The sequence below is a fragment of the Rhizobium sp. WYJ-E13 genome, assembly GCF_018987265.1.
Lineage (GTDB): Bacteria > Pseudomonadota > Alphaproteobacteria > Rhizobiales > Rhizobiaceae > Rhizobium.
Genome location: NZ_CP076853.1, coordinates 2955764 through 2980193, shown reverse-complemented (window position 1 = coordinate 2980193; position 24430 = coordinate 2955764). Strand labels below are relative to the sequence as shown.

The 24430-nt window shown below is 60.8% G+C and carries 21 protein-coding genes; 13 read left to right on the top strand and 8 right to left on the bottom strand.

The window, feature by feature from the left end:
* Positions 1 to 100: 100 nt before the first annotated feature.
* From KQ933_RS15015 to KQ933_RS14990, 6 genes are all read left to right on the top strand, one after another.
* Positions 101 to 913 carry an alpha/beta hydrolase gene (locus KQ933_RS15015; protein WP_216755626.1) on the top strand — a complete coding sequence of 271 codons (813 nt, stop codon included), beginning with the start codon at positions 101 to 103 and terminating at the stop codon, positions 911 to 913.
* Between the two features lie 48 nt (positions 914 to 961).
* Entirely contained in the window at positions 962 to 2152 is a 1191-nt protein-coding gene (locus KQ933_RS15010; RefSeq protein ID WP_216755625.1) for an efflux RND transporter periplasmic adaptor subunit, read from the top strand.
* Positions 2153 to 2270: 118 nt separating this feature from the next.
* Positions 2271 to 5468, top strand: coding sequence for an efflux RND transporter permease subunit (locus KQ933_RS15005; protein WP_216755624.1), 3198 nt, complete (start codon positions 2271 to 2273; stop codon positions 5466 to 5468).
* Positions 5469 to 5620: 152 nt separating this feature from the next.
* A complete protein-coding gene (locus tag KQ933_RS15000; protein ID WP_216755623.1) occupies positions 5621 to 6532 on the top strand; it encodes an NAD(P)-dependent oxidoreductase in 912 nt (303 codons plus the stop codon).
* Entirely contained in the window at positions 6529 to 8313 is a 1785-nt protein-coding gene (locus KQ933_RS14995) for an IlvD/Edd family dehydratase (protein WP_216755622.1), read from the top strand. Before KQ933_RS15000 ends, KQ933_RS14995 begins: the two co-directional genes overlap by 4 nt.
* Before the next feature lie 130 nt (positions 8314 to 8443).
* On the top strand, positions 8444 to 10255 hold the full coding sequence (locus tag KQ933_RS14990) for a bifunctional diguanylate cyclase/phosphodiesterase (protein ID WP_216755621.1): 1812 nt from the start codon (positions 8444 to 8446) through the stop codon (positions 10253 to 10255).
* 135 nt (positions 10256 to 10390) lie between these two features.
* Here KQ933_RS14990 and KQ933_RS14985 read toward each other — a convergent pair whose 3' ends face one another.
* The 3 genes from KQ933_RS14985 to KQ933_RS14975 all read right to left on the bottom strand — a co-directional run bounded on the left by KQ933_RS14985 (position 10391) and on the right by KQ933_RS14975 (position 12126).
* On the bottom strand, positions 10391 to 10591 hold the full coding sequence (locus tag KQ933_RS14985) for a KTSC domain-containing protein (RefSeq protein WP_113299799.1): 201 nt from the start codon (positions 10589 to 10591) through the stop codon (positions 10391 to 10393).
* Between the two features lie 357 nt (positions 10592 to 10948).
* The gene (locus KQ933_RS14980; protein ID WP_216755620.1) at positions 10949 to 11788 is read right to left on the bottom strand and encodes a DUF6030 family protein; all 840 of its coding nucleotides are present in this window, start codon (positions 11786 to 11788) and stop codon (positions 10949 to 10951) included.
* A 128-nt stretch (positions 11789 to 11916) separates the two neighbouring features.
* On the bottom strand, positions 11917 to 12126 hold the full coding sequence (locus tag KQ933_RS14975) for a KTSC domain-containing protein (RefSeq protein ID WP_183732335.1): 210 nt from the start codon (positions 12124 to 12126) through the stop codon (positions 11917 to 11919).
* A gap of 265 nt (positions 12127 to 12391) precedes the next feature.
* On the opposite strand from KQ933_RS14975, the gene KQ933_RS14970 reads away from it, so the two are divergent.
* On the top strand, positions 12392 to 12730 hold the full coding sequence (locus KQ933_RS14970) for a hypothetical protein (RefSeq protein ID WP_216755619.1): 339 nt from the start codon (positions 12392 to 12394) through the stop codon (positions 12728 to 12730).
* Positions 12731 to 12998: 268 nt separating this feature from the next.
* The gene (locus tag KQ933_RS14965; protein ID WP_216755618.1) at positions 12999 to 13847 is read left to right on the top strand and encodes a GNAT family N-acetyltransferase; all 849 of its coding nucleotides are present in this window, start codon (positions 12999 to 13001) and stop codon (positions 13845 to 13847) included.
* Here the strand turns inward: KQ933_RS14965 and KQ933_RS14960 are convergent.
* A complete protein-coding gene (locus tag KQ933_RS14960; protein ID WP_216755617.1) occupies positions 13844 to 14761 on the bottom strand; it encodes a DMT family transporter in 918 nt (305 codons plus the stop codon). The genes KQ933_RS14965 and KQ933_RS14960 overlap by 4 nt on opposite strands.
* 200 nt (positions 14762 to 14961) lie before the next feature.
* Here KQ933_RS14960 and KQ933_RS14955 point away from each other — a divergent pair, with 200 nt between their 5' ends.
* Entirely contained in the window at positions 14962 to 16260 is a 1299-nt protein-coding gene (locus tag KQ933_RS14955; protein ID WP_007815162.1) for an adenylosuccinate synthase, read from the top strand.
* A gap of 60 nt (positions 16261 to 16320) precedes the next feature.
* Positions 16321 to 18714, top strand: a complete 2394-nt coding sequence (locus KQ933_RS14950) for a hypothetical protein (protein ID WP_216755616.1) — start codon at positions 16321 to 16323, stop codon at positions 18712 to 18714.
* A 90-nt stretch (positions 18715 to 18804) separates the two neighbouring features.
* On the opposite strand, the gene rpoH is transcribed toward KQ933_RS14950, so the two are convergent.
* Positions 18805 to 19713 (bottom strand): RNA polymerase sigma factor RpoH, encoded by a 909-nt coding sequence (gene rpoH / locus KQ933_RS14945; RefSeq protein ID WP_216755615.1) that lies wholly within the window; start codon positions 19711 to 19713, stop codon positions 18805 to 18807.
* Between the two features lie 268 nt (positions 19714 to 19981).
* Between rpoH and KQ933_RS14940 the strand changes: the two genes are divergently transcribed.
* Complete coding sequence (locus KQ933_RS14940) at positions 19982 to 20143, top strand: entericidin (RefSeq protein WP_216755614.1); 162 nt, start codon at positions 19982 to 19984, stop codon at positions 20141 to 20143.
* A 13-nt stretch (positions 20144 to 20156) separates the two neighbouring features.
* Here the strand turns inward: KQ933_RS14940 and KQ933_RS14935 are convergent, their stop codons facing one another.
* The gene (locus KQ933_RS14935; RefSeq protein WP_216755613.1) at positions 20157 to 21182 is read right to left on the bottom strand and encodes an RluA family pseudouridine synthase; all 1026 of its coding nucleotides are present in this window, start codon (positions 21180 to 21182) and stop codon (positions 20157 to 20159) included.
* A 42-nt stretch (positions 21183 to 21224) separates the two neighbouring features.
* Between KQ933_RS14935 and KQ933_RS14930 the strand changes: the two genes are divergently transcribed.
* Positions 21225 to 21617: a hypothetical protein gene (locus tag KQ933_RS14930; protein ID WP_216755612.1), complete on the top strand. Its 393-nt coding sequence runs from the start codon at positions 21225 to 21227 to the stop codon at positions 21615 to 21617.
* A 7-nt stretch (positions 21618 to 21624) separates the two neighbouring features.
* Positions 21625 to 22449 (top strand): RNA methyltransferase, encoded by an 825-nt coding sequence (locus KQ933_RS14925; protein ID WP_216755611.1) that lies wholly within the window; start codon positions 21625 to 21627, stop codon positions 22447 to 22449.
* 5 nt (positions 22450 to 22454) lie between these two features.
* On the opposite strand, the gene KQ933_RS14920 is transcribed toward KQ933_RS14925, so the two are convergent.
* Positions 22455 to 23615, bottom strand: coding sequence for a hypothetical protein (locus tag KQ933_RS14920; RefSeq protein WP_216755610.1), 1161 nt, complete (start codon positions 23613 to 23615; stop codon positions 22455 to 22457).
* A 129-nt stretch (positions 23616 to 23744) separates the two neighbouring features.
* Positions 23745 to 24335: a DUF1134 domain-containing protein gene (locus KQ933_RS14915; RefSeq protein ID WP_216755609.1), complete on the bottom strand. Its 591-nt coding sequence runs from the start codon at positions 24333 to 24335 to the stop codon at positions 23745 to 23747.
* Positions 24336 to 24430 lie beyond the last annotated feature (95 nt).

The following is a 24430-nucleotide window of genomic DNA, read 5'->3' as shown; positions in this document are numbered from 1 at the left end:
CGCGATATCGCTTCTTATTCCCCGAATTGAATAACAATATCTTTTTGGTTCAAAATGCAAGAGGCGGGCGTTATCCGTCATATGCAAAGAGATAGAGACGATGGTGCCCGAGATCAAAGACATGGTGCTGGAAAAGGTGGCCGCTGGCCCCGTTTCTGCGCGCGTCTATATGGGCGCTGATTTCGGCAAGGGGCCGCCGATCGTGCTCTATCTGCATGGCGGGGCATTCCTCGATAGCGATCCGAATGCCGACCGCCCAATCGCCAGCAGCCTCGCAAAGGCGGGTGCGATCGTCGTATCTGCCGATTACAGCACGCTGTCGGGCAACGTTTTTCCGAAGGCGCTCGAAGTTTCCTTCTCGATCCTTTCCTATCTTGCCCTCAAGAAAGCTGGTCTTGGTGACCGCAAGTCGCTGCTTTTCGTCGCCGGTGAAGAGGCGGGTGGCAATGTCGCCGCCGGCGTCGCGCTAAAGGCGCGTGACCAGATTCCGGATGCGCTTGACGGCCAGATCCTGATTTCTCCTCTTCTCGATCCTTTCATGGGTACGTCTTCGATTCGCAAGGCGGACAGGATCGGTATGCGCCAGCGCTGGACGGAAGGCTGGAGCCATTATCTGAGCGGCGGCGGCTGCCATCCCTATGCTGCGCCGTGCCTCTGTTCGCGTATTGCCGGTGTTGCGCCGGCCCTGATTTTTACGGCGGAGGATGATCCGCTGCATGACGAAACAATCGGTTACGCCGCTCGCCTGAAGAAGGCAGGCGTTGGCGTGCGCCAGCATGTTCTCCCCGCCGGGACAGGTTGGCCATCCATTTACGGCGGAAAATCTGAGGGGATTTCCACGTGGCAGGGCAACGTCAGCCGCCACTTCGGAGATTTCCTTCAGGACGTGAGCGTTCAGCCACAATTACATTGAAGACGAACTGATTTTTTACGGCCATTCGGGGCCGCAAGGAGAGTACCAATGACGTCCAGAAGTAAGCGCTGGGCCCTGGTGGGCGCCGGTCTGGGTGTTGCTGCGTCCGTTTCGGCCGCTGCCATCTTTTTCGAACTGCCGATGAGCGCAACCGCCACGGCCGCCTCCGAACCTGCGCAGCCTCCGGCCGTGCCGGTGACAGTTGCTGTCGTCGCCAGCCGCGACGTGACGAACTGGGAGAACTTCTCCGGTCGTCTAGAGGCTATCGACCGTGTGCAGATCCGTCCCCGCGTCGGGGGCGCCATCCAATCGGTCCATTTCCGTGAAGGTGCCTTGGTCAAGCAGGGTGACCTGCTGTTCGCCATCGATCCGGCTCCCTATCAGGCGGCCGTCTCTCAGGCGCAGGGCCAGGTCGCTTCGGCCGAAGCCAAGGTCAGCCTGGCGCAGACCGAACTCGACCGTGGCCGCCGTCTCTCGGACAACCGCACAATCTCACAGAGCGATCTCGACCAGCGCCAGAGCACGCTGGCTGAAGCCCAGGCAAGCCTGCGTTCGGCGCAGGCCGCCCTCCAGTCCGCGCAGCTTGATCTCGACTACACGCAGGTGCGCGCTCCGGTTTCCGGCCGCATCGGCAAGATCGAGGTCACGGTCGGCAACATTGTCGCTGCCGGTTCGGCTTCGCCTGAGCTGACGACGCTCGTCTCCGTCGATCCGATCTATGCAAGCTTCAACGCGAGCGAAGAGATGGTCACGAAGGCTCTTTCGGAGCTTCCGGCAACTGACGCCGCATTGCCGGCGGTTGAACAGATCCCGGTCGAAATCGGCACGCTTGCCGATGAGGGAACGCCGATCAAGGGCAAGCTTCAGCTCGTCGACAACGAAGTCGATGCTGCCAGCGGTACCATTGCCGTGCGGGCAGTCTTCGACAATCCCGGCGGCAGGCTGATCCCCGGCCAGTTCGTGCGGGTGCGCATGGGCCAGCCGAAGGCCGAGAACAAGATCGTTATCAGTGACCGCGCCGTCGGCACCGACCAGGACAAGAAGTTTGTCTTCGTCGTCGACGGTGAAAACAAGGTCAATTACCGGCAGATCCAGCTCGGCTCGCTGTTCGATGGCCAACGCGTGATCGAAGGCGGCCTCAAGGTCGGCGACAAGATCGTCGTCAATGGGTTGCAGCGCATCCGTCCGGGCGCAGTCGTCGCACCGCAGATGGAAGAGAAGGTCGCGACCGCTCAATAAGATGCAGTCCCCTCCCTCAGGGAGGGGGCATTGGCCGAAATAACATGACCCGCCGGCGAGCCTTCAGGCCGCCGGGGAGGGATTTTGCATCCATGTTCACCCCGGAGAGGGCTTTAAAATGAACATATCCAGATTCTTTGTCGACCGCCCGGTGTTTGCCGGTGTTCTTTCGGTCCTCATCGTGGTCGCCGGCCTGATCGGCCTCAGGGCGTTGCCGATCTCGGAATATCCCGAGGTCGTGCCGCCGTCGGTCGTCGTGCGCGCCACCTATCCCGGCGCGAACCCGACCGTCATTGCCGAAACGGTGGCCACACCGCTCGAAGAGCAGATCAACGGTGTCGAGGGCATGCTCTATATGTCCAGCCAGGCGACATCGGACGGCGTTTTGAACGTCACGGTCACCTTCAAGCTCGGCACCGACCCGGACAAGGCGCAACAGCTCGTTCAGAACCGCGTGTCGCAGGCCGAACCCCGCCTGCCGGCCGAAGTTCGTGCGCTCGGCATTACCACGGTCAAGAGCTCGCCGGACTTCATCATGGTCGTCAACCTCGTTTCCGATGGGAACAGCCATGACATCACCTATCTGCGCAATTATGCGACGCTGAACATCAAGGACCGGCTCGCCCGCATCGCCGGCGTCGGCCAGGTGCAGGTCTTCGGCGCTGGCGACTATTCGATGCGCGTGTGGATCGATCCGCAGAAGGCTGCCGAGCATAATCTTGCCGCCAGCGACATCAGTAACGCGATCAGCTCACAGAACGTCCAGGCTGCTGCCGGTATCATCGGCGCCTCTCCCAGCCAGCCGGGGGTCGATCTCCAACTCAACGTGAATGCCCAGGGCCGACTGCGCACGCCCGAGGAATTCGGCAACATCATCGTCAAGACGGGCGCCAATGGCGAAATCACCCGCCTGCGCGACGTGGCCCGGATCGAACTCGGTGCTGCCGACTACACGCTGCGTTCGCTGCTCGACGGCAAGCCGGCTGTCGCTGTCGCCGTTCTCCAGGCGCCGGGTTCGAACGCGATCGAGATCGCCGACAATGTCCGAGCGACCATGGATGAGCTGCAGCTCGCCATGCCGACAGGCGTGAAGTACGAGATCGTCTATGATACGACGAAGTTCGTTCGCGCCTCGATCGAGAAGGTCATCGACACTTTGCTCGAAGCCATCGCGCTCGTTGTTCTCGTCGTTATCCTGTTCCTGCAGACATGGCGTGCCTCGATCATTCCGCTGATTGCCGTTCCGGTATCGATCATCGGTACGTTCGCGGTCATGTATATGTTCGGCTTCTCGATCAATGCGCTCAGCCTTTTCGGCTTGGTGCTGGCGATCGGTATCGTCGTGGACGACGCGATCGTCGTCGTTGAAAACGTCGAACGCAACATCGAGGCCGGGCTCAGTCCGCGCCAGGCGACCTACAAGGCCATGAAGGAAGTCTCCGGCCCGATCATCGCGATCGCGCTGGTACTCGTCGCGGTCTTCGTGCCGCTCGCCTTCATCTCCGGCCTGTCGGGTCAGTTCTATCGCCAGTTCGCGCTGACGATCGCGATCTCGACCGTCATTTCTGCCTTCAACTCGCTGACGCTGTCTCCGGCGCTCGCTGCCCTTCTTCTGAAGGGGCATCATGCGCCGAAGGACTGGCTGACGCGGTTCATGGATGCGATCTTCGGCTGGTTCTTCCGCGGCTTCAACCGCGCTTTCGGCGCCGGTTCGAACGCCTATGGCAAGGGCGTCGGTGGTCTCGTGTCGCGCAAGAGCATCGTCATGGTGATCTACCTTGCGCTGGTCGGAGCGACCTACGGCATCTTCAATACGGTGCCGGGCGGTTTCGTGCCGTCGCAGGACAAGCAGTATCTGATCGGCTTTGCCCAGTTGCCGGATGCCGCAAGCCTCGACCGCACGGAAGACGTCATCAAGCGCATGACCGACATCGCTCTGGCGCAGCCGGGCGTTGCCAACGCGATCGCCTTCCCGGGCCTGTCGATCAACGGCTTCACCAACTCGTCGAATGCCGGCATCGTCTTCGTGACGCTGAAGGATTTCGAGGAACGCAAGACGCCCGATCTTTCGGGCGGGGCGATTGCCATGGCCCTGAACCAGAAGTTCGGTGCCATTCAGGATGCCTTCATCGCCATGTTCCCGCCGCCGCCGGTCAACGGTCTCGGCACGACGGGCGGTTTCAAACTGCAGATCGAGGATCGAGCAGGCTTGGGCAACCAGGCGCTCGACGAAGCAACCAAGGCCGTGCTTGCCAAGGCCTACCAGACGCCCGAACTTGCCGGCCTGTTCTCCAGCTTCCAGATCAACGTGCCGCAGCTCTACGCCGATCTCGACCGTGCCAAGGCCGAACAGCTTGGGGTCTCCGTCACCGACGTCTTCCAGACGCTGCAGATCTATCTCGGTTCGCTCTACGTGAACGACTTCAACGCTTTCGGCCGCACCTACAGCGTTCGTGTACAGGCCGATGCCAAGTTCCGTGCTCAGCCGGAAGATATCGGCCAGCTGAAGGTTCGCTCGGCATCGGGCCAGATGATTCCGCTCGCAGCTCTCCTGAAGGTGGATGCAAGTACGGGTCCGGAGCGTGCGAACCGTTATAACGGCTTCCTCGCTGCCGATATCAACGGTGGTCCGGCTCCGGGCTTCTCGTCCGGGCAGGCACAGGCTGCGATCGAAAAGATCCTGAATGAGACGCTGCCTGCCGGCATCGACTTCGAGTGGACCGACCTGACTTACCAGCAGATCCTTGCCGGCAACTCCAGCGTCGTCGTCTTCCCGCTCGCCCTGCTGCTCGTCTTCCTGGTGCTCGCTGCCCAGTATGAGAGCCTGACGCTGCCACTGGCGATCATCATGATCGTACCGATGGGTGTTCTTGCCGCCTTGACTGGCGTCTGGCTCACCGGCGGAGACAACAACATCTTCACGCAGATCGGCCTCGTCGTCCTTGTCGGTCTATCGGCCAAGAACGCGATCCTGATCGTGGAATTTGCCCGCGAACTGGAGTTCGAAGGCAGGACGCCGCGGGAAGCCGCAATCGAGGCAAGCCGTCTGCGCCTGCGCCCGATCCTCATGACCTCCATGGCCTTCATCATGGGCGTCGTGCCGCTCGTCACCTCGACTGGTGCCGGTTCGGAAATGCGTGCGGCCATGGGTGTCGCGGTGTTCTCGGGTATGATCGGCGTGACCTTCTTCGGCATCTTCATGACGCCGGTGTTCTATGTGCTCCTGCGCCGGATGACGGGCAACCGTCCGCTCATCCAGCACAACGACAATCATCCGCAGGACGAAGACGACCATATGAAGGTCGCTGCGGAGTAACCTCTCCTTTGTCGGGTAAATCGGGCGGGGACCTTGGTCCTCGCCCGTTTCGTTTGTGAGCGCTGCGACAAAAATGCGTTACGTCCGTCAAAACGGTTGCATGCTGAGGTGAGGATATTATCAAGGGCAGGCAACAGTTCGGGGAGGGCTGGGTGACACACGCATCTGATGACAGCGGAAAGCGCAAGATCGCTTTCCTCGGCACCGGGCTCATGGGGGCGCCGATGGTGCGGCGACTGCTTGGCGCAGGCTTTTCCCTTACTGTCTGGAACCGTGATTGCGCCAAGGCGGAGGCTCTTTCCAGCGATGGCGCCAATGTCGCTTCCACGCCCGCCGAAGCCGCCTCTGCAGCCGATATCGTCATCTCCATGCTGACCAATGCCCAGGCCGTAGGACAGGTGCTGTTCGACATGGGCACTGCCGAAGCCATGAGACCAGGCGCTGTGGTCATCGACATGAGTTCCATCGCGCCGCCTTTCGCGCGCGCGCATGCGGAGAAGCTTGCCGCACAGGGTATCCGCCATATCGACGCGCCGGTTTCCGGCGGCGTGGTCGGGGCCTCGTCCGGGACGCTTGCCATTATGGCGGGCGGGGATGCTTCCCTCATTACCGAATTGGCTGATGTCTTCGCGCCGATGGGGCGCGTCACCCATGTCGGGCCCGATGGGTCAGGGCAGCTTGCCAAGCTCGCCAACCAGCAGATCGTTGCAGTGACGATCGGCGCTGTCGCAGAGGCGATGATGCTGATCGAGGCCGGCGGTGGTTCGCCGGCGGCGTTCCGGGATGCCGTGCGCGGCGGCTTTGCCGACAGCCGCATTCTGGAAATCCACGGCAAACGCATGATCGACCGGCAGTTCGCGCCGGGCGGTTCTTCAGCCAATCAGTTGAAGGATCTCGACGCGGTCATGGCAACGGCGAAGGCCTTATCCCTCACGCTGCCGCTGACGGAAGCGGTGCATGCCGAATTCACCGAATTTGTTGCCAAAGGCAACGGCGAGACAGATCACAGTGCCCTGTTGCTCCATCTCGAAGACAGGAATGCCCGACCGGGAGGAAAGAGATGACCGATAGCAAGACCGCCAAGCGCCGCCTGCGTTCGCAGGACTGGTTCGATAATCCCGATCATATCGATATGACGGCACTCTATCTGGAGCGCTTCATGAATTACGGTGTGACGCCCGAGGAATTGCGGTCCGGCAAGCCGATCATCGGCATTGCCCAGAGCGGCAGCGATCTGACGCCCTGCAACCGCGTCCACATCGAATTGGCCAAGCGCGTGCGTGACGGTATTCGCGACGCGGGCGGCATCCCGATTGAATTTCCGACCCATCCGATCTTCGAGAACTGCAAGCGCCCGACGGCAGCACTCGACCGCAACCTCGCCTATCTCGGCCTCGTTGAAATCCTCTACGGCTATCCGCTCGACGGTGTCGTCCTGACGACGGGCTGCGACAAGACAACGCCTTCGGCAATTATGGCGGCGTCGACGGTCGATATTCCCGCCATCGTTCTCTCGGGCGGGCCGATGCTCGATGGCTGGCACGAGGGCAAGCTTGCCGGCTCCGGAATGGCGATCTGGCAGTCACGCCGGAAGCTTGCGGCCGGCGAGATCGACGAAGAGGAATTTCTGCAGACGGCGCTCGATTCGGCACCCTCCGTCGGTCATTGCAACACTATGGGCACGGCTTCGACAATGAACGCGCTGGCCGAGGCGCTCGGCTTGTCACTGACGGGCTGTGGCAACATCCCCGCCGCCTATCGCGAACGCGGCCAGATGGCCTATCGCACCGGCCGTCGCGCCGTCGAGATCGTGTTCGAAGACCTGAAGCCGTCGGATATCCTGACGCGTGACGCCTTCCTCAATGCCATCAAGACCAATTCTGCAATCGGTGGCTCGACCAACGCCCAGCCGCATCTTGCTGCCATGGCGAAACATGCGGGCGTCGAGCTCTACCCTGAGGACTGGCAGGTGCACGGCTTTGACATTCCGCTGCTGGCGAATGTGCAGCCGGCAGGGGCCTATCTTGGCGAGAAGTTCCATCGTGCCGGCGGCACGCCTGCGGTCATGTGGGAGCTGCTGCAGGCGGATAAGCTGAACGGGGATTGTCGCACCGTCACCGGCAAGACCATGGCCGAGAATCTGAGAGGACGTGAGGCGCGCGACCGCGATGTCATCAAGCCCTACAACGAGCCTTTGAAGGAGCGGGCCGGCTTCCTTGTGCTCAAGGGCAATCTCTTCGATTTCGCCATTATGAAAATGAGCGTCGTCTCCGAGGATTTCCGCAAGCGTTATCTGCAGGAACCGGGCCGCGAAGGCGTGTTCGAAGGCAGGGCCGTCGTTTTCGATGGCTCCGAGGATTACCACAAGCGCATCAACGATCCGGAGCTTGGTATCGACGAGAACACGATCCTCATCATCCGCGGTGCCGGTCCGCTCGGCTGGCCGGGGTCTGCCGAAGTCGTCAACATGCAGCCGCCTGATCATATCCTGAAGCGTGGCATCAACAGTCTGCCGACGATCGGTGATGGGCGCCAGTCCGGCACGTCGGACAGCCCCTCGATCCTCAATGCTTCGCCCGAAAGTGCCGCCGGCGGTGGACTTGCCTGGCTCCGGACGGGCGACATCGTCCGCATCGATTTCAACCATGGACGTTGCGATATGCTGGTCGGCGAGGCCGAAATTGAACGACGCAAAGGCGACGGAATTCCGCCAGTGCTGGCCGATGCAACGCCGTGGCAGCGCATCTACCGCAACTCGGTGACACAACTCTCGGACGGTGCTGTCATCGAGGGGGCAGCTGACTTCCGGCAGATTGCCAAGAATTCACCGCGCCACAATCACTGATTGAGGGGATTTCCGGCTAAAAACAACACTGATCGAAAAGGAGGCAGTCGTACGAACAGTTCACCTAGTAACTAGTTCGGTACTTCTGAAAAGCCTTCATTAATGGGGGCTTGCGACTATACTATGAGTTTTGCAGGCTTCGAAGGCTGAAACCGAATTGCCCGAGGACAAACCAACGCGATCCGAGCGAGAGTTCCAGAATCTTCTCCGGAGGCTGGAGCTTGCGCTGGACGCTTCGCAGATCGGTGTGTGGGAGCACAGCATCAACCGGGATGTTATTCTCTGGGATGCGCAGATGCATCGCCTATACAGTACCGGCCAGGCGGAGCCGACAGTGCCGACCTGGGTCTGGTCGAATGCCCTGCATCCTGAGGACCGGGAACGGGCCGAGCAGGATTTCGAGCGAGCGGTCGCCGCCCGCGGCGCCTATGACTCGCAGTTTCGCATCATTCTGCCGAGCGGAGAGATAAGGCATTTAAGGTCGCGTGCACATTTCTACGTCGATGAGGAAGGCACTCCGTCCTTCATCGGCGCGGAATGGGACGTGACATCTGACGTGCTGCTCAACGTCGAACTCGGCAAGCAGAAGATGGTGGCCGAGACCCGGGCGCAGGCGCTTGAGGAAAGCAATGCGCGGATCGAGCATGTGGCCGACCACGACTACTTGACGGGAATGCCGAACCGGCGTCTGCTCGATAAGCGGCTTGCGGAACTGCCAACGGACAAGGGCGTGTCCACGCTTGCCGTTCTGCATCTCGATCTTGACCAGTTCAAACAGATCAATGACAGCCATGGTCACGCCGCCGGCGATGCCGTGTTGCGCGCGGCATCGCTCAGAATCGCCGCTGCCATTCCCGCAAATGGCATGGCTGCGCGTGTCGGCGGCGACGAATTCGTCATCGTGCTGACCAACTTCGTCGGCCTCGACGAACTGAAGGCTATCGTCGAGGATATGCAGCGGCGATTGCGGAAGAAAATCCGTTTCGGGCAGGAGATGCTGCAATCCGGCGCGTCTATCGGCGTATCCTGGAGCAGCGACAGGCAGGCGCGCAATCTGCTCGCTGAATCCGATCTGGCGCTCTATCAGGCGAAAAAACTCGGCCGCAACCGTATCGAATTTTTCAGCTGGCAGCTTCAAGAAGACCTGCGCGGCAGGCGCCGCCTCGCCGAGGAGTTCGCTCAAGCCCTGGAGCAGGGTCAGGTCGTTCCCTACTATCAGGTTCAGCTCGATGCGCGCACTCGCGAGATCACCGGACTGGAAGCGCTGGTACGCTGGAACCATCCGGAAAAGGGCGTGCTTGCGCCGGGCGTCTTCCTCCGCATTGCCGACGAATATGGGCTCTCCGCAGAGATCGATGCCATGGTCCTCCAGCGCGCGCTCGAAGATCGCGCCGCTTGGCAGGCCGTGGGCTGCAGTGTGCCGCGCATCGCCGTGAATATCTCGCCTGCGCGTCTTGCCGATCCAGCTCTGCTGGACAAGCTGCGCCGGCTCGCCATTCCGCCGGGCGCCATCGTCTTCGAGTTGGTGGAAACGATTTTCCTCGACGATTGCGATGAGAAATTCCTCGCCAATATCGACCTCATCAAGCAGATGGGCATCGATATCGAGATCGATGACTTCGGTTCCGGTCACGCCTCGCTCATCGGCCTCGTACGACTGAAACCGAAGCGACTTAAAATCGACCGCCAACTTGTCACCGATGTCGTGGAATCGGCTGAGCAGAGGCGTGTGGTCGGATCGATCGTCGAAATCGCCAAGGCTCTCGGTGTGGAAGTGATCGCCGAAGGGGTGGAGACCGAAGCTCATGCCCTCACGCTGTCATGGCTGGGCTGCGACAGCCTGCAGGGCTTTGCGCTCGGCTATCCCTCAAGCGCCGCCGATATGGGACACCTTCTTGCACCAACCGGCCACAACGACAAATCGCGCAGTGTGACCGGCTGAAGTTTCTCAGACCGTATAAATGTAATCGATGAATGGAAGAGAACCAATCTCGGTTGCGAATGGTCCAATTGTTGAATGCGTCGAAGTAAACCTCGATGCACCGAGACGGCACGCCTTGGGTGCGTGCCGTACTTTTCAGGTCGTGCGGAAGCGGCCCCGGATCTGGCTCATGTAGAAGTCGCCAGGAGAAGCAGCTGCGGCGAGTCCGACGACGATGCCTTCAGGGACATCTTCGTAATGACGGCGTTGGCCGTTGGTCAGATAGAGCGTGAGGTGTCGGGTCTCGCGCTTGTAATCGATCGCTTCAATGAGTTTGGACTGCAGTCTAGTTTCCATGCGGTACTCCCCGAAGTGTTTAGCGCGAGAGAAGTGGCTGCTGGATCCGACGAGCGGTTCAAGACAGCGTCAAAGCTAATCCCTGGCCGATTCAAGTCAAGGATCGAAAGAGCTTGGCCGCACCTATTTTGAGTTAAATGCGCCTGAAGTTTGACGCGCTAAATTGAGCCGGGAGCATTATGACAATCAAGCGCAACCTGCAGCGGAACAATGCTCTCTCAGCGAGCGTTCAAGGCGTTTCGTCCGGCTTTGAAATGGGGATGTCCTTGCGGGTGATTCTGCCGGCGGGACGGTCAGGACCTTGCCGGGCTGCTCAATGACATGCCTGAGGTACAGTTCGTTGCCAGCGCGAAATGATCAGGCGCGTCGCCAGAAGATGAGCTCCGGCACCTGCCAGGAGGGATTGGGCGCGGGCAACCAGGTCTTAGGGGAAAAATAATCCTTCGTGCGGCGCTGTTGGGCGGAGGTCTCCTGAAGCAGGAGCGTGAAGTTGAAGGCGCCCGGCCGCGAATATTCCTGAGTGAAGTTGATGAGGGCACCGAAGCCTTCCTCCTTCACATCCCTGAGATTGCGGATTGCCGCCAGCGCATCATGGAAATCCAGCCACGCCGGCTGCGTCAGCATGGTTTCGAAGACGCGCAATATGCTCGGATCGAGCTGTCCGTTGCCGTCGGTCGCGGGACCAACGAGCTTCACGCGCATGCTCGTAATCGTGCCTCTGCCATTGCCGCGCACGACGAGGAAGAGCGAGCTGACGACGTGGTCCTTCTCCTTCTTATAGATATGCTCGTAAGAGCATTCGAACGTATCGGAATTGAAGGCCGTTTCCGTCCATTCGCTTGTTTCGATGCCGGCAGAACGCAGCGCCTCGCACATGGCCGGGCCGGAAATCCGCCAGGTTCGCAGGAAAACGCTCGCGAGAGCCGGCTGCGGCTGCTCGAACATGCGCGGCGGGATCTTGACACTGACGGGTTCGGTGCGGCGGAAGACCTTGGGCGGCGGGGGAGGCGGGGGTGCCGCGGGCGGGAAAAGCTCTATGCCGAAGTGGTGAGCCAGCGACTTCAGGTGCCGCATGTCATTCGACAGCAGCACCGTTGCGCCAACTATTGAAACGGACAGAACAATCAACAGCCACATGACGGCGCGGCCCTTTCGCGGCTGCGGCGCCAGTTTCATGTTCTGATCGGACGATGGCATCGTCAGTTCGCGAGACCTCGGACAACGGAAGTCATCATTTATAAGGCTCGCACCGATGTGGCAATCGATCTCGACCGGAGCGTGGCATATTCGATTTAAAGCCACGCCGGGAAAAATATCGAAGCGCGTTAAGCCGCGATGCGACGGTACTGTTTTCTGATCCGGTCGATGTAATACTGACCCGGCGAGGGTGCCGTCACCATCGTATTGACGTCGTCGGCCGGTACGCCTTCGAACAAGCGCTCTTCACCGTTGCGGAAGCAGATGCGCAGGCGCCCATCCTCCTGGCTGAAATAGACGTTCTGGATAATCCTGGATTTGACTGGAACTTCGTGCATCGTTTTTGCCCCTGTTTCGTTTTGAGGCACCTTAGAAGTAAGGATGCGAAGATACCGTCAAGGCGTATGGTAAAGATTGTTTTCTGCTTGAAGAGCGGCAGTCTAAAAAATCGCGTTTCAATAAAATTGTACGGATCGGCTTAAAAACCCTGCAAATACCGGCATGTAGAGTGACCCTCATGAAAGTGACCGGGCATGGACAGATGCGACCGGCGCTGCGGCCAGGCAGACATCGCCCGGCCGACTGGAAAACGGGGAACTCAAGATGAGCAGACTTCTTCTTGCCGCGACGCTCGCAATCACTGTATCGACCGCAAGCCAGCCGGCTTTTGCTTTTGGCCCGGGTGGTTTCGGCCGCGACCTCATGTACACCTCGGCCATTGGTCATATGCCGGAGGAGCCGTTGACCACGAGCGCCGGCTTCGTTCGCCCGAACGTTCCTTTCGCTCTGCACGCGCCGGCTCAGGCCGAGAGCGAGGGATATGAGCTGAAAGCCTATTCGCGCCAGCTGACCATCGTCGTCGGCTTCGTTTTCGACAGCGTTCTGACCCAGGCTGCCCAGACCATCGGTGCTGCCGAAGCGCTGGGTCCGTTTCTGCGCTGAAGCTTAAATACTTGATGCTGCCGTTTTTCGATTTGCGCCCGCCGGAAGCATCGTGCGGGCGCAGTAATTTTCTTGAGATTGCAATTACATTGTTTCATGGTAATGCGGGGTCGAAGTTCTTTTGCATTGTATTGAAAAACGACGACACGCATCATTCAAGCCGTGAACGCGAGTTCATCATGACCGGTCTGAGCATATTGACAATCGACTTGACGATTGCTGGGTGGATCGCGGAATGGACTTGCGGGTCTCAATCTGGGAAGGTTGCATGAATTCGGAATTTGCCGTTCGTTCCATGCGGCCCGGTGAACTGGAGCTTGCGTTGGAATGGGCACGTCAGGAGGGCTGGAATCCAGGCCTCGACGATGCGATCGCATTCCATGAAGCCGATCCTTCCGGATTTTTTGTTGGTGCCATCGGCGAGGTGCCGGTCGGCTCCATTTCGGTCGTCAAATATGGCGATACCTTCGCCTTCCTTGGTCTTTACATCGTGCATCCCGATTTCCGTGGCCAGGGTTTCGGCAAGGCGATCTGGAACGCCGGCATCGCTTCGGCGGGAGACCGTACGATCGGTCTCGATGGTGTTGCCGCCCAGCAGGAAGCCTATCGCAAAGCCGGTTTCGACGCCGCTTACACGACAATCCGCTATGGCGGCGTGCCGACATCTGTGCCGCAGGCATCGCTCGTCGCGCAGCCGGTTCCCGATGCGCGACTCGAAGGCCTCGTGCGATACGACAGCGGTATTTTTCCGCAGCCTCGTGCCGCTTTCCTTGCCGCCTGGTGCACGGGCCGCAAGGGGCGCAGTTCGCTCGTCGTGCGCAAGAACGGCAAGATCCGCGGTTACGGCACGATCCGCCGCTGTTATGAAGGCTATAAGATCGGTCCGCTTTTCGCGAGTGATGCGGACAGTGCCGCCGCCCTTCTGGCCGGCCTCATCCCCCAGGCGCACGGCGCGTCGATCTTTATCGATATCCCTGCTGCCAATGCCGAGGCGATCTCGCTGGCGGAAAGCGTGGGGCTCGAGCCGGTTATGGAAACCGCACGCATGTATCGCGGTCCGGCGCCGGAAATCCCGCTGAAGAACGTCTATGGCGTGACGACACTGGAGCTTGGTTAGTCGACAGGCGAAGCGGGCACCGTGGCTGCGGAACCCTTCGGCCGTCCCTTTTCGGCGATGGCGATGCCGCCGAGTGTCAGCGCCAGCGCAATCATATGGAAAAGCTGCAGCGTTTCGCCGAGCAGGGCGACCGAAAGCAGCGTGCCGAAAACCGGGACGAGGTTGATGAACAGGCCGGCGCGATTGGCGCCGATTTCCTCGACGCCTCTGATATAAAGTATCTGCGCCAGCAGGGAAGCGAAGATCGCCGTGTAGAAGGCAATCGCCCAGCCTTCTGCGTCAGGCCATTGGGCCGCGCTGCGGGAGGCTTCCCACAAGAGCAAGGGCAGGGCGGTCAGGGCCGCGCCGAGAGCTGGGATTGCCATCAGCGTGCGCCAGTCGACGATAGGCTTCCAGCGCAGGAAGATCGTATAGACGGCATAGGCGGCGACGGCGATCAGCATCAGCGCATCGCCGCGGTTGAGGCTGAGCTGCAGCAGGGTGACGAGATCGCCATGGGCAGCCGTCAATGCGACGCCGACAAGCGTCATGCCGAAGCCGACGACCTGGGCCAGCGAAACGCCGGTGCGGAAAAAGACGAAATTCAGCAGGAAGATCAGCATGGGAATGCCGGCCTGTTCGATGGCGACATTGATCGCCGTCGTGTACTGCACGGCCGAATAGAGCATGGCGTTGAAGGTCGTGTAGCCGATCACGCCATAGAAGAAGAGGAGGGGCAGGTTTTTGCGCACCACCGGCCAGTCCTTCTGCAACTGCGGCAGCGAGACGGCGGCGATCAGCACGACGGCCAGGAACCAGCGCAGAAAAGTCAGCATCATCGGGCTGACATGGCCGAGTGCCAGCTTGCCTGCAACGGCATTGCCGCCCCAGCAAAGAGTTGCAATGACGAGGCAGATATAGGCTGTGGCTTGCAAAGGGTGATCTTCCCGTCTTTGTCGTCTTTGGGGCGTCTCTGGCAGGCTTTCATGACCGGGCTTAGCCTGCCGGCGGCTGATTTGTCACGTAAAAAGCCGAATCTGCGGTGATAACAGGGTCGCTTTCCCAAAAACAAAGCTTTATAGATGCGCGGGTTTGAGCAGGTGTGCGGTTCTCCGCCGGTAACAGGAAGAGTTTGATGACGAACGTGGTCGTGGTCGGTTCGCAGTGGGGTGACGAAGGCAAGGGCAAGATTGTCGATTGGCTTTCGGAACGTGCTGACATCGTTGTACGCTATCAGGGCGGACACAATGCCGGACATACGCTCGTCATCGACGGCACGAGCTACAAGCTCTCGCTCCTGCCCTCCGGCGTCGTGCGCCCCGGCAAGATGGCCGTCATCGGCAACGGCGTCGTCGTCGATCCGCATGCGCTGATCGCCGAGATCGGCCGGCTGGAAGCGCAGGGCGTGAAGGTCACGCCGGAAAATCTGCGCATCGCCGACAACGCGACCCTCATTCTTTCCCTGCACCGCGAGCTCGATGCCTACCGCGAAGATGCAGCATCCAACAGCGGGACAAAGATCGGCACGACGCGGCGCGGCATCGGCCCGGCCTATGAAGACAAGGTCGGCCGCCGCGCCATCCGCGTGATGGATCTTGCCGATCTCGAAGCTCTGCCGGGCAAGGTCGATCGCATCCTGACCCACCATAACGCACTTCGCCGTGGTCTGGGCGTTGCCGAAGTCAGCCACCAGACGATCATGGACGAACTGACGTCGATCGCCGACCGCGTTCTGCCCTTCCGCGATACGGTCTGGCTGTTCCTTGACAAGCAGCGCCGCAAAGGCGCCCGTATCCTTTTCGAAGGTGCGCAGGGCAGCCTGCTCGATATCGATCACGGCACCTATCCCTTCGTGACCTCATCCAACACTGTGGCCGGTCAGGCCGCTGCCGGTTCGGGCATGGGTCCGGGTTCGCTCGGCTATATCCTCGGCATCACCAAGGCCTATACGACGCGCGTCGGCGAAGGTCCGTTCCCGACCGAGCTGACGGACGAGATCGGTCAGTTCCTCGGCGAGAAGGGCCATGAATTCGGCACGGTGACGGGCCGCAAGCGCCGTTGCGGCTGGTTCGACGCCGCACTCGTTCGCCAGTCGGTCGCCACCAACGGCATCAGCGGGATTGCATTGACAAAGCTCGACGTGCTCGATGGCCTTGATGAATTGAAGATCTGCGTCGGCTACATGCTCGATGGCGAACAGATCGACCATCTTCCGGCAAGCCAGGCGGCGCAAGCTCGAGTGGAGCCGATCTACGTCACGCTGGAAGGCTGGAAGGAATCGACGGTCGGCGCCCGCAGCTGGGCGGATCTGCCGGCGCAGGCGATCAAATATGTTCGCCAGGTCGAAGAGCTGATCGGGGCGCCTGTCGCGCTTCTTTCCACAAGTCCTGAGCGTGACGACACCATACTTGTGACCGATCCGTTTGAGGATTAATGTCGCGGGTCACCTAGGGCGACCGTTCGGGAGTGTGCCGGACTTCTTGAGAAAGTACTGATGGCGGATTTTATTGCAGTTATTCGGCGGGCAGTCGACGGCCTGTCTGAAAATACGCCCGAGATGCGGGTGAAGGTCTACGAGCGTGCGCGCGGCGCTGTGCAGCGGCAGCTCGAGAACATGAAGCCGCGTCCGCCGGAAGCGATGCTGCAACGCCAGTTGGACAAGCTCGAGGCCGCAATCCGTGACGTCGAGGCCGAGCATGCAGAAGCTGCCGATGTCGAAGAGCCGGTCGCAGCCGCTCCGGAGCCCGAGATCTCCCAAGAGGAACCTGCTCTAGAACACGAGCCTGTCGCAGCGGCAGCGCCTGTTGCCGTAGCCTCTGCTGATGAAAGCCTTGAGCAGCAGGAAGCAGAACATCCCGCCCCCGAGCAGCAGCCCGCCGAACCGGAAGAGGTCGTTCATGCGGCCACTTCCGCCGAAGAGGTAGTGCCCGAGCATGCCGAGTGGCATCCGCCTCATGAGGAAGAGACTCCAGCAGAGGAATGGCGTGCGCCGGAGCAGGCAGAGATTCATGCCGAACCCGTGCGTCTTCATGAGCCTGTAGAAGAGCATCATCCAGAAGAGCACTATCCGGAAGAGCCGTTGCCCGAAGAGGTCGCTGCCGAGCCGGTGGCCGAAACCGTTCACGAAGTGGAAGAAGAGCTTCGGCACGAAGAGGTTCAGCAGCCGGTTCCACGCGGCATGGAGCGTGCGTCGAACCGGCTCGTAGAGCCGATGGCCGATTTCGAGCCGCCGGCGCAAGTCGAGAAATTCGTCGAGCATACACGCGAGGAGCCGCTTGTTGCGGATGCGGCGGCTCATTTCGATCGTATGTGGTCCGAACCGGCTGCGGAAACGCCGGCCCCTGCGCCACAGGAAGCCGAGACCGAATGGGCGCGCGAAGAACTCCAGTCCTATGCAGAGGCTGCGCCTGCCATTCCCGCCGATGCTTCGGCACGCGCTTTCGATGAGGTCATCTCGACGCTCGGAAACAGCGCTTCGCCGGCCGTCATGCCGGCAGCCAAGGAGAATTTCTCCTGGGAAGCGGCCGCTTTCGACGACCTGCCGCCGCTCGAGGCCGGCACGGGCAAGAAGACACCGGCTTCAGCTCATTTCGACGACGTCGATATCTTCGCCGAAGTACATGCCGGCAATGGTTCCGGCTCTGCGGCTCCAGCACCGGCCGCGCCAGGCGAAGGCTGGCGTGAGGCGCGTGCGCTGCGCGGTTACGACCGCCGCAACGCTGCTGTTGCCGATGACGACGACGGCAACCCGCCGATGGATCTGGACCAGATCGTCGCTTCCAAGATGCAGGGCAAGAGCTTCCGCATGGAGCCGAAGCGTCGCCGCTTCGGCATCGGGACCATTCTGGCGATCCTTGTTACGCTCGGCATTATCGGTGGTGGCGCCTATGCCGGCTGGATGAACCGCGAGGCGGTGAAGGAGATGGTCGACGGCCTCGTCAGCTCCGCACCGTCACAAGCCGTGCACAACGAGACAGCCACGCCGGCGACAACATCGGTGTCGCCGAGCAGTACGCCGGCCACGACGCCGCCGGCAAATCAGGGTGCCGCGGTGCCTCCGGCGCGACCCAATCAGGAAGTTGCCTCGTTGGACGGCTCGGCCGCCAATACCAAGTTCACCCAGCGGCTGCTCGCCGATGGCACGGAAGTCGATAACGGCGCGGCAGCAATGCCGGGTACGCCGACGGCGGAAGGCAAGTCGGTTGCCGAGCAGAACGTCGCTGCAGCCGATACCAGCACGCCGAGCGTCCAGTCCGATGCTGCGCCTGCCGAAAATCTGACGCCGAATGGTCCGGTGGCCGCACCGGCGCAGAATACGCCAGTCGGCACCACGGAAAAGATGTTCCTCTACGAGGAGCGGATCGGCGAAAGCTCGCCGACGGCCATCGAAGGTTCGGTTGTCTGGACCATACAGCATGAAGCCGGGCAAGACGGCCGGCAGGAAGCCACCGTGCAGGGCAACGTCACCGTGCCGGAGCGTAACCTTTCTGCTCTCCTGACCTTCAAGCGCAATTCTGACCCGTCGCTGCCGGCAAGCCATCTCGTCGAGATCGTCTTCTCCGTTCCGCCGAATTTCGAGGGCGGCAGCATCGACAGCGTCCAGCGCATCTCGATGAAGCGCACGGAGCAGGATCGCGGCGATCCGCTGATTGCCGTGCCCGCCAAGATTACCGACGATTTCCACATGATCGCGCTCAACGACTATCCGGATGCGCGCAAGGCCAATCTGGATCTGCTTGGCACCCGCGACTGGATCGACATTCCAATCACCTACCGCAACGGTCGTCGTGCGCTGCTGACCATGCAGAAGGGCGCCACCGGCGGGAATGCGTTCACCACGGCGATTAAGGAATGGACTGCGCTCGGGGACCTTTCCACCAGCCAGTAAGGCCGGTTCTTCCGGAGCTTAAAAATCACGCAAAACAAAAGGCGGGCCATAAGGACCCGCCTTTTTTGATTTCATACAGACACAATCGGCTTACGCAGTGGCTTCGACCACACGCACAGCCTTGGCGCGCTCCAGCGCTTCCTTGCGGACCGCATCCTGCACCTTTTCAAAGGCACGTACTTCGATCTGGCGGACGCGCTCGCGGCTGATGTCGAACTCGGCCGAAAGGTCTTCCAGCGTTACCGGATCTTCGGCGAGGCGGCGGGCCTCGAAGATGCGGCGTTCGCGGTCGTTCAGGACGCTCATGGCCTTGGCCAGCATGCGGCGACGGGTATCGAGCTCATCCTGCTCGATCAGCACGTCTTCCTGGCTGTCGTGGTCGTCCACGAGCCAATCCTGCCACTGGCCGCTGTCGCCCTCGGAAGCCTTGATCGGCGCGTTCAACGAAGCGTCGCCGGAAAGGCGGCGGTTCATCGAAACGACCTCTTCCTCAGAGACGTTCAGCTTGGTGGCGATCTCGGTCACGTGTTCCGGCTTCAAGTCGCCGTCGTCGATGGCCTGGATACGGCCTTTCAGGCGGCGCAGGTTGAAGAACAGGCGCTTCTGGTTGGCGGTCGTACCCATCTTCACCAGAGACCATGAGCGCAGGATATATTCCTGGATCGAGGCCTTGATCCACCACATGGCGTAGGTGGCAAGGCGGAAACCGCGTTCCGGATCGAACTTCTTGACGGCCTGCATGAGGCCGACGTTACCTTCCGACACGACTTCGCCGATCGGCAGGCCGTAGCCTCGATAGCCCATGGCGATCTTCGCGACGAGACGCAGGTGGCTGGTGACGAGCCTGTGGGCGGCATCACGATCGCCATGCTCGGAGTAACGCTTGGCGGGCATGTACTCTTCCTGCGGTTCCAGCATCGGGAATTTGCGGATTTCGTCGAGGTAACGATTGAGACCGGCTTCGCCGGCGGTAATGGACGGCAAGTTATTTCGGGCCATGATGCACCCTCCTTATATGGATTCCGGTTCCCGATGGAACGCGCCCTCGCGTTAAAGGCAAACCGGGACATGCGGCTCTCTCCAAGCCCGCAATAAGTCTATTTACAAATAAGTATGGCGAAACAGGGATTCAAGGTCGCCTCGGCGTTCACGAGGGCGTTATCCGGTCTTTGCCAGAGCCAACCAGAGGCATTGATTTTACCGACAGCTGCCGCATTTTTCCAGTGGCGGTGGCACTCTTGCCCAGCCGCTTTGATGAGGGAACCTGATGATCAGACCAGCTCTTGCCGTCATCCTGCTGCTTTCGCTTTCGGCCGCTCTTTCATCCTGTGGGAATACCGCAAGGGGATTGGCGCAGGACGGGCGTGACACCAGCCATGCTCTCGACAATGCCACGCATCGGGTTCTGGGTGCCGGCTCCAAGAAATAGCAGCGGCCATGTCTCATCCGCGCAGGGCGTCAGCTAGCTCCACCATGTCATCCGGCAGGGGCACTTCGAAATGCATCACCTCGCCGGTGCGCGGATGCTCGAATTGCAGCATGTAGGCATGCAGCGCCTGGCGGTCGAAAGCCTTGACGATCTTGCGGGCTTCGTCAGGCAGAAGATTGGCCTTGGTCTTGAAGCCGGCGCCGTAGACGGCGTCGCCCAGCAGCGGATGGCCGATATGAGCCATGTGGACGCGGATCTGGTGTGTGCGGCCGGTTTCCAGGTGGCATTCGACGAGGGAGGCAAGCGCGCTCGCATCCGGGCTTTCATGGAAGCGCTCAAGCACTTCGTAATGGGTGATCGCCTCGTCGGCGTTCTCGTTTTCGGGGCGCTTGACGGCGCGGCGGGTGCGGTCACCGGTGGCGCGGCCGAGCGGCGCGTCGATCGTCCCAGAGAGCGAGCGCGGACGGCCCCAGACGATCGCCTGATAGGCGCGCTCCAGCGGCATGGTGCGGCCGTGGTCGGCGAACTGCAGCGAGAGATGGCGATGCGCCATATCGTTCTTGGCGACGACCATGACGCCGGTCGTATCCTTATCGAGGCGATGAACGATGCCGGGGCGGCGCACGCCACCGATGCCGGAGAGAGTGTCACCGCAATGGTGGATCAGCGCGTTGACGAGCGTGCCCGTCCAGTTGCCGGGGCCAGGGTGAACGACCAGGCCAGCCGGCTTGGAAATGACGATGACGTCTTCATCCTGGTAGAGGATCTCGAGCGGAATGTCCTCGCCCTTCGGGGCCGGATCTTCGGGCTCGGGCAGGGTGATCTCGTAGCTGTCGCCGGCTCGCACCTTCCGTTGAGGATCGGTAATCGGCGCGCCCTTCAAAAAGACCTGTCCGTCCTTGATCAGTGCCTTGATGCGGCTGCGGGAAAATTCCTCGCCAACCTGCGCGGTCAGCCATGCGTCGAGACGGCCTTCGGCTGTCTCGTCGGCGGTCAGGACTTTTCTATTGTCATCTGCTTGTTTAAAGGGGTCGCTCAAGACGCTTCTTCTCCGACGTATTTTTAGAACGGGACGCCATAGATGACGAAATTCGAGCCAGCCGACGACGAGCAGGAAGAAAAGCCCCTCGACCCGGCTATGGAAAGTGTCCGGCGCAAGATGGTTCGCCTGCAGATCGTCTCAGGCGCCATCATGTTCGTGAGCCTTATGGCGGTCTTCGGCGCCGTTGTCTACAAGGTGACGCGCGCTGAACCCTCCCAGACCACAGCATCTGCAGGCTCTTCCGGTGTTCCCTCAGACGCGCCGGTGAGTTCGACGGCCTCACTGCCGCTTGGCTTCAAGGTCGAGCAAACGTCGCTTTCAGGCGGGCAGATCCTGTTCTATGGCACAGATGTCAACGGCAAGCGCAAGGCGCTGGTCTTCGATATCAGGGCGAGCCGCATCGTGGCCGACATCACGCTATCGGGCAATTGAGGCCTGCATGGCCGGAACGCCCCTCACGATCGAAAGCGCCGACGATCCGCGTATTGTGGAATTTCGTGATATTCGTGAGCGCGACCTGACGGGCCGGCAGAACCGCTTTATCGCCGAGGGTACCGTCGTGTTGCGCATGCTCGCCGCGGCGCATGCCTCAGGCAGGGAATTTTCGGCGGAGAAGATCTTGCTGCTCCGCAACCGGCTCGACGGCGTGGCGGACATTCTCGACCGCTTTCCCGACGACGTGCCCGTCTATGTGGCGGACGCCGATGTTCTTGACGGCATTGTCGGCTTCAACATGCATCGCGGTGTGTTAGCGCTCGGTCGCCGCGAACAGTCGGCGCAAACCGTGTTTCTCGATACGCTGCCGGAGCAGGCGCTTGTGCTCGTCGGCTGCGGCATTTCCAATCACGACAATGCCGGGTCGATGTTTCGCAACGGCGCTGCCTTCAAGGCGGATGCGATCCTCTTCGACGAGACCTGCTGTGATCCGCTCTATCGCAAGGCGCTGCGTGTTTCCGTCGGTTCGGTCTTGAGCATGCCCTATCATCGCGGCGGCAATGCGCTCGCTCTTCTCTCTGGTCTTGCCGAGCGCGGCTTTGCGATCTGGACGCTTTCCCCACGTGGCGAGACGGATATCCGGCGGATACCGGCTTCTGATCGCATGGCGCTCGTCGTCGGTACCGAGGGCGAGGGGCTGCCGGAGGCGGTGCTTTCCCGTTTCCGCAGCGCACGCATTCCGCAGTCCGAAGGGCTGGACAGCCTCAACGTGGCGACGGCGACGGGCATTGCGCTCTTTGCCATATCTTCGGCGATGGCGCGTATCTGACGGGTTCAGCGCTGCGGATCGGCGATAACAGCAGCTGCGCGGTCCGCGAGGTTCACACGATCGTTTGCTCCCTTCTTCTCCCTGCCATCAGGCAGAAGGGGCAGGATCGGAGAGGACGGGCCTTCCTTTAGCGCCGTGAGCGCTACTACGTTGGCGGCGATCGAGGTGATTTCCTCGCGAAGAGCGCCATCACGGCCGGTATTGTTTCTTGCCTTCTGCAGATGGTCGGCAAGTGCTGCGCTGCGCCGGCGCACATTGTCGCTCATCTGCGCTGTCACAGCAGAGAGATCGAGTTCAGAGGTTTCTGTTTCACTGGTCGCTTCGGCGGGCAGATCGGCAACAGCCTTGGAGAGGCCCGCATCACGCAGCACCTTGGCTACCTTGCGGAGTTCGGCATTGGCAGCCTTCAACTGATCCTTCAGCTTGGCGATTTCCTGTTGCCGGCGGCCGAGCAGGGCCTCCTTGTCCGCGGCAGAGGCAGCCTCACGGGCAGCCTTGTCTTCCAGGCGAATGATCATGTGCTGCTGCTGGCTGAGCTTCTGTTCGGCGTCCTTGGCGCGCTTCTGCAGTACGGTCATGTCCTGGCGCATCGTATCGCGTTCGTCGCGCAGGGCATTGGCGCGGAACTTCAGGCTCTCGGCCTCAGTATCGCGCGCAGCAAGATCGATCTTCAGATTGTCGGTCTGCTCCGCGAGCCTGGAAAGCCGGGCACGCAGCGTTTCCAGCTCGGTATCCTTGTTGGAGCCCGCCTGTTCGGCAATATGCAGGCTCGTCTTCAACTGGCTTATATAGTTCTCGTCCTTGCGCAGGTGTGAGCGCTGCTCTGCAGCCTCAACTTGCATTTCGCCGATCTGCGCGCGCGCCTCATTGACTTCCGAGGCAAGCCTGCCGGCATCGACGGCGAGGGAATCATGGCGAAGCTGCAGGGAAAGCGACTTCTCGCGTTCGCGATGAAGGTCCTGCGCGGTACGGGCGTTTTCGGCGGCGTAGAGGGCGCGTACCATATCCTTCTGCGCCCGCACTTCCTGCGGGCTCAACGGCATCGTCGCCTTGAGGCGGTTTTCAGTATACCAGACGATGCGGCGGTGAACGGCAGGCGAGATCAGAAAGACGAGAAAGGCCGCGGTCAGGAAGCCCAATCCGAACAAGAGAGCATATTCGATCACGGCGCGGCCATCGATTCGAAGGTTGATACGGGTCAGTCCGGTTGATTAAGCACGCAGTGGGCGCATCGGCAAGGCTGCGGGCACCGGCAAGACCATATTCCCAAGGATATTAGCGCCGATTTCAGCTTTTCAGAAGGGGTTCCAGGTCGGGTTCGGCGTGATTTTCAGATAGCCGACATTGATGCCGAGGCGGGCGCCGACGCCCGTGCGGATCGGCACGACCAGAACATTGTTGTTCTTGAGAAGCGTCATGCCGAAGCCGGCGATGACATAGGCGGAGCCGCTGACGCCGCCAAAGCGCGCATAGATGGAGTCGATGGAGGGCAGGTCATAGACCAGCATCATGACGCGGGAGCCCTGGCCGCCGTAGTCGAGACCCAGAGACGGACCCTGCCAGTAAAGCGGGTGCTCGCCGGCATTCTTCGTATTGAGCTGGCCTTCGCCGTAAGTGAGGCCGGCGATGAACGCGCCGCCGCCTTCCTGGCCGAGAATATAGCCGTTCGGCAGGCCGTATTTCTGAAAGGCGCTTTCAACGACCTTGGCAAGGCCGCCGCTGGTCTCGCCGAAGAAGGAGTGACCGGCATCGACGATTTCCTGCACCGTGTACTGGCCGTTGTTCTGCTGCGCTGCGGCTTGTCCCGTAATCATCACCGACGATACCATGATAGCGGTCAGCAACTTGCAGAAGCCGATAAATCTTCCGAGAAATTGGAGGCGCATGATGTCATCCATTCGTCATTGTCGGGGCATTGGCATTTGATGCATTTTGCGCCGATCGTCTTAACAATCGGTTTACCAAATATGGTGTCATTATG

What these genes read in the sequence shown, in the direction of transcription:
- KQ933_RS15015 (WP_216755626.1), top strand. Translation starts at nt 101, where the DNA reads ATGGTGCCCGAGATCAAAGACATGGTGCTGGAAAAGGTGGCCGCTGGC.
- KQ933_RS15010 (WP_216755625.1), top strand. Translation starts at nt 962, where the DNA reads ATGACGTCCAGAAGTAAGCGCTGGGCCCTGGTGGGCGCCGGTCTGGGT.
- KQ933_RS15005 (WP_216755624.1), top strand. Translation starts at nt 2,271, where the DNA reads ATGAACATATCCAGATTCTTTGTCGACCGCCCGGTGTTTGCCGGTGTT.
- KQ933_RS14995 (WP_216755622.1), top strand. Translation starts at nt 6,529, where the DNA reads ATGACCGATAGCAAGACCGCCAAGCGCCGCCTGCGTTCGCAGGACTGG.
- KQ933_RS14985 (WP_113299799.1), bottom strand. Translation starts at nt 10,591, where the DNA reads ATGGAAACTAGACTGCAGTCCAAACTCATTGAAGCGATCGATTACAAG.
- KQ933_RS14980 (WP_216755620.1), bottom strand. Translation starts at nt 11,788, where the DNA reads ATGCCATCGTCCGATCAGAACATGAAACTGGCGCCGCAGCCGCGAAAG.
- KQ933_RS14975 (WP_183732335.1), bottom strand. Translation starts at nt 12,126, where the DNA reads ATGCACGAAGTTCCAGTCAAATCCAGGATTATCCAGAACGTCTATTTC.
- KQ933_RS14970 (WP_216755619.1), top strand. Translation starts at nt 12,392, where the DNA reads ATGAGCAGACTTCTTCTTGCCGCGACGCTCGCAATCACTGTATCGACC.
- KQ933_RS14965 (WP_216755618.1), top strand. Translation starts at nt 12,999, where the DNA reads ATGAATTCGGAATTTGCCGTTCGTTCCATGCGGCCCGGTGAACTGGAG.
- KQ933_RS14955 (WP_007815162.1), top strand. Translation starts at nt 14,962, where the DNA reads ATGACGAACGTGGTCGTGGTCGGTTCGCAGTGGGGTGACGAAGGCAAG.
- KQ933_RS14950 (WP_216755616.1), top strand. Translation starts at nt 16,321, where the DNA reads ATGGCGGATTTTATTGCAGTTATTCGGCGGGCAGTCGACGGCCTGTCT.
- rpoH (WP_216755615.1), bottom strand. Translation starts at nt 19,713, where the DNA reads ATGGCCCGAAATAACTTGCCGTCCATTACCGCCGGCGAAGCCGGTCTC.
- KQ933_RS14940 (WP_216755614.1), top strand. Translation starts at nt 19,982, where the DNA reads ATGATCAGACCAGCTCTTGCCGTCATCCTGCTGCTTTCGCTTTCGGCC.
- KQ933_RS14930 (WP_216755612.1), top strand. Translation starts at nt 21,225, where the DNA reads ATGACGAAATTCGAGCCAGCCGACGACGAGCAGGAAGAAAAGCCCCTC.
- KQ933_RS14925 (WP_216755611.1), top strand. Translation starts at nt 21,625, where the DNA reads ATGGCCGGAACGCCCCTCACGATCGAAAGCGCCGACGATCCGCGTATT.
- KQ933_RS14915 (WP_216755609.1), bottom strand. Translation starts at nt 24,335, where the DNA reads ATGCGCCTCCAATTTCTCGGAAGATTTATCGGCTTCTGCAAGTTGCTG.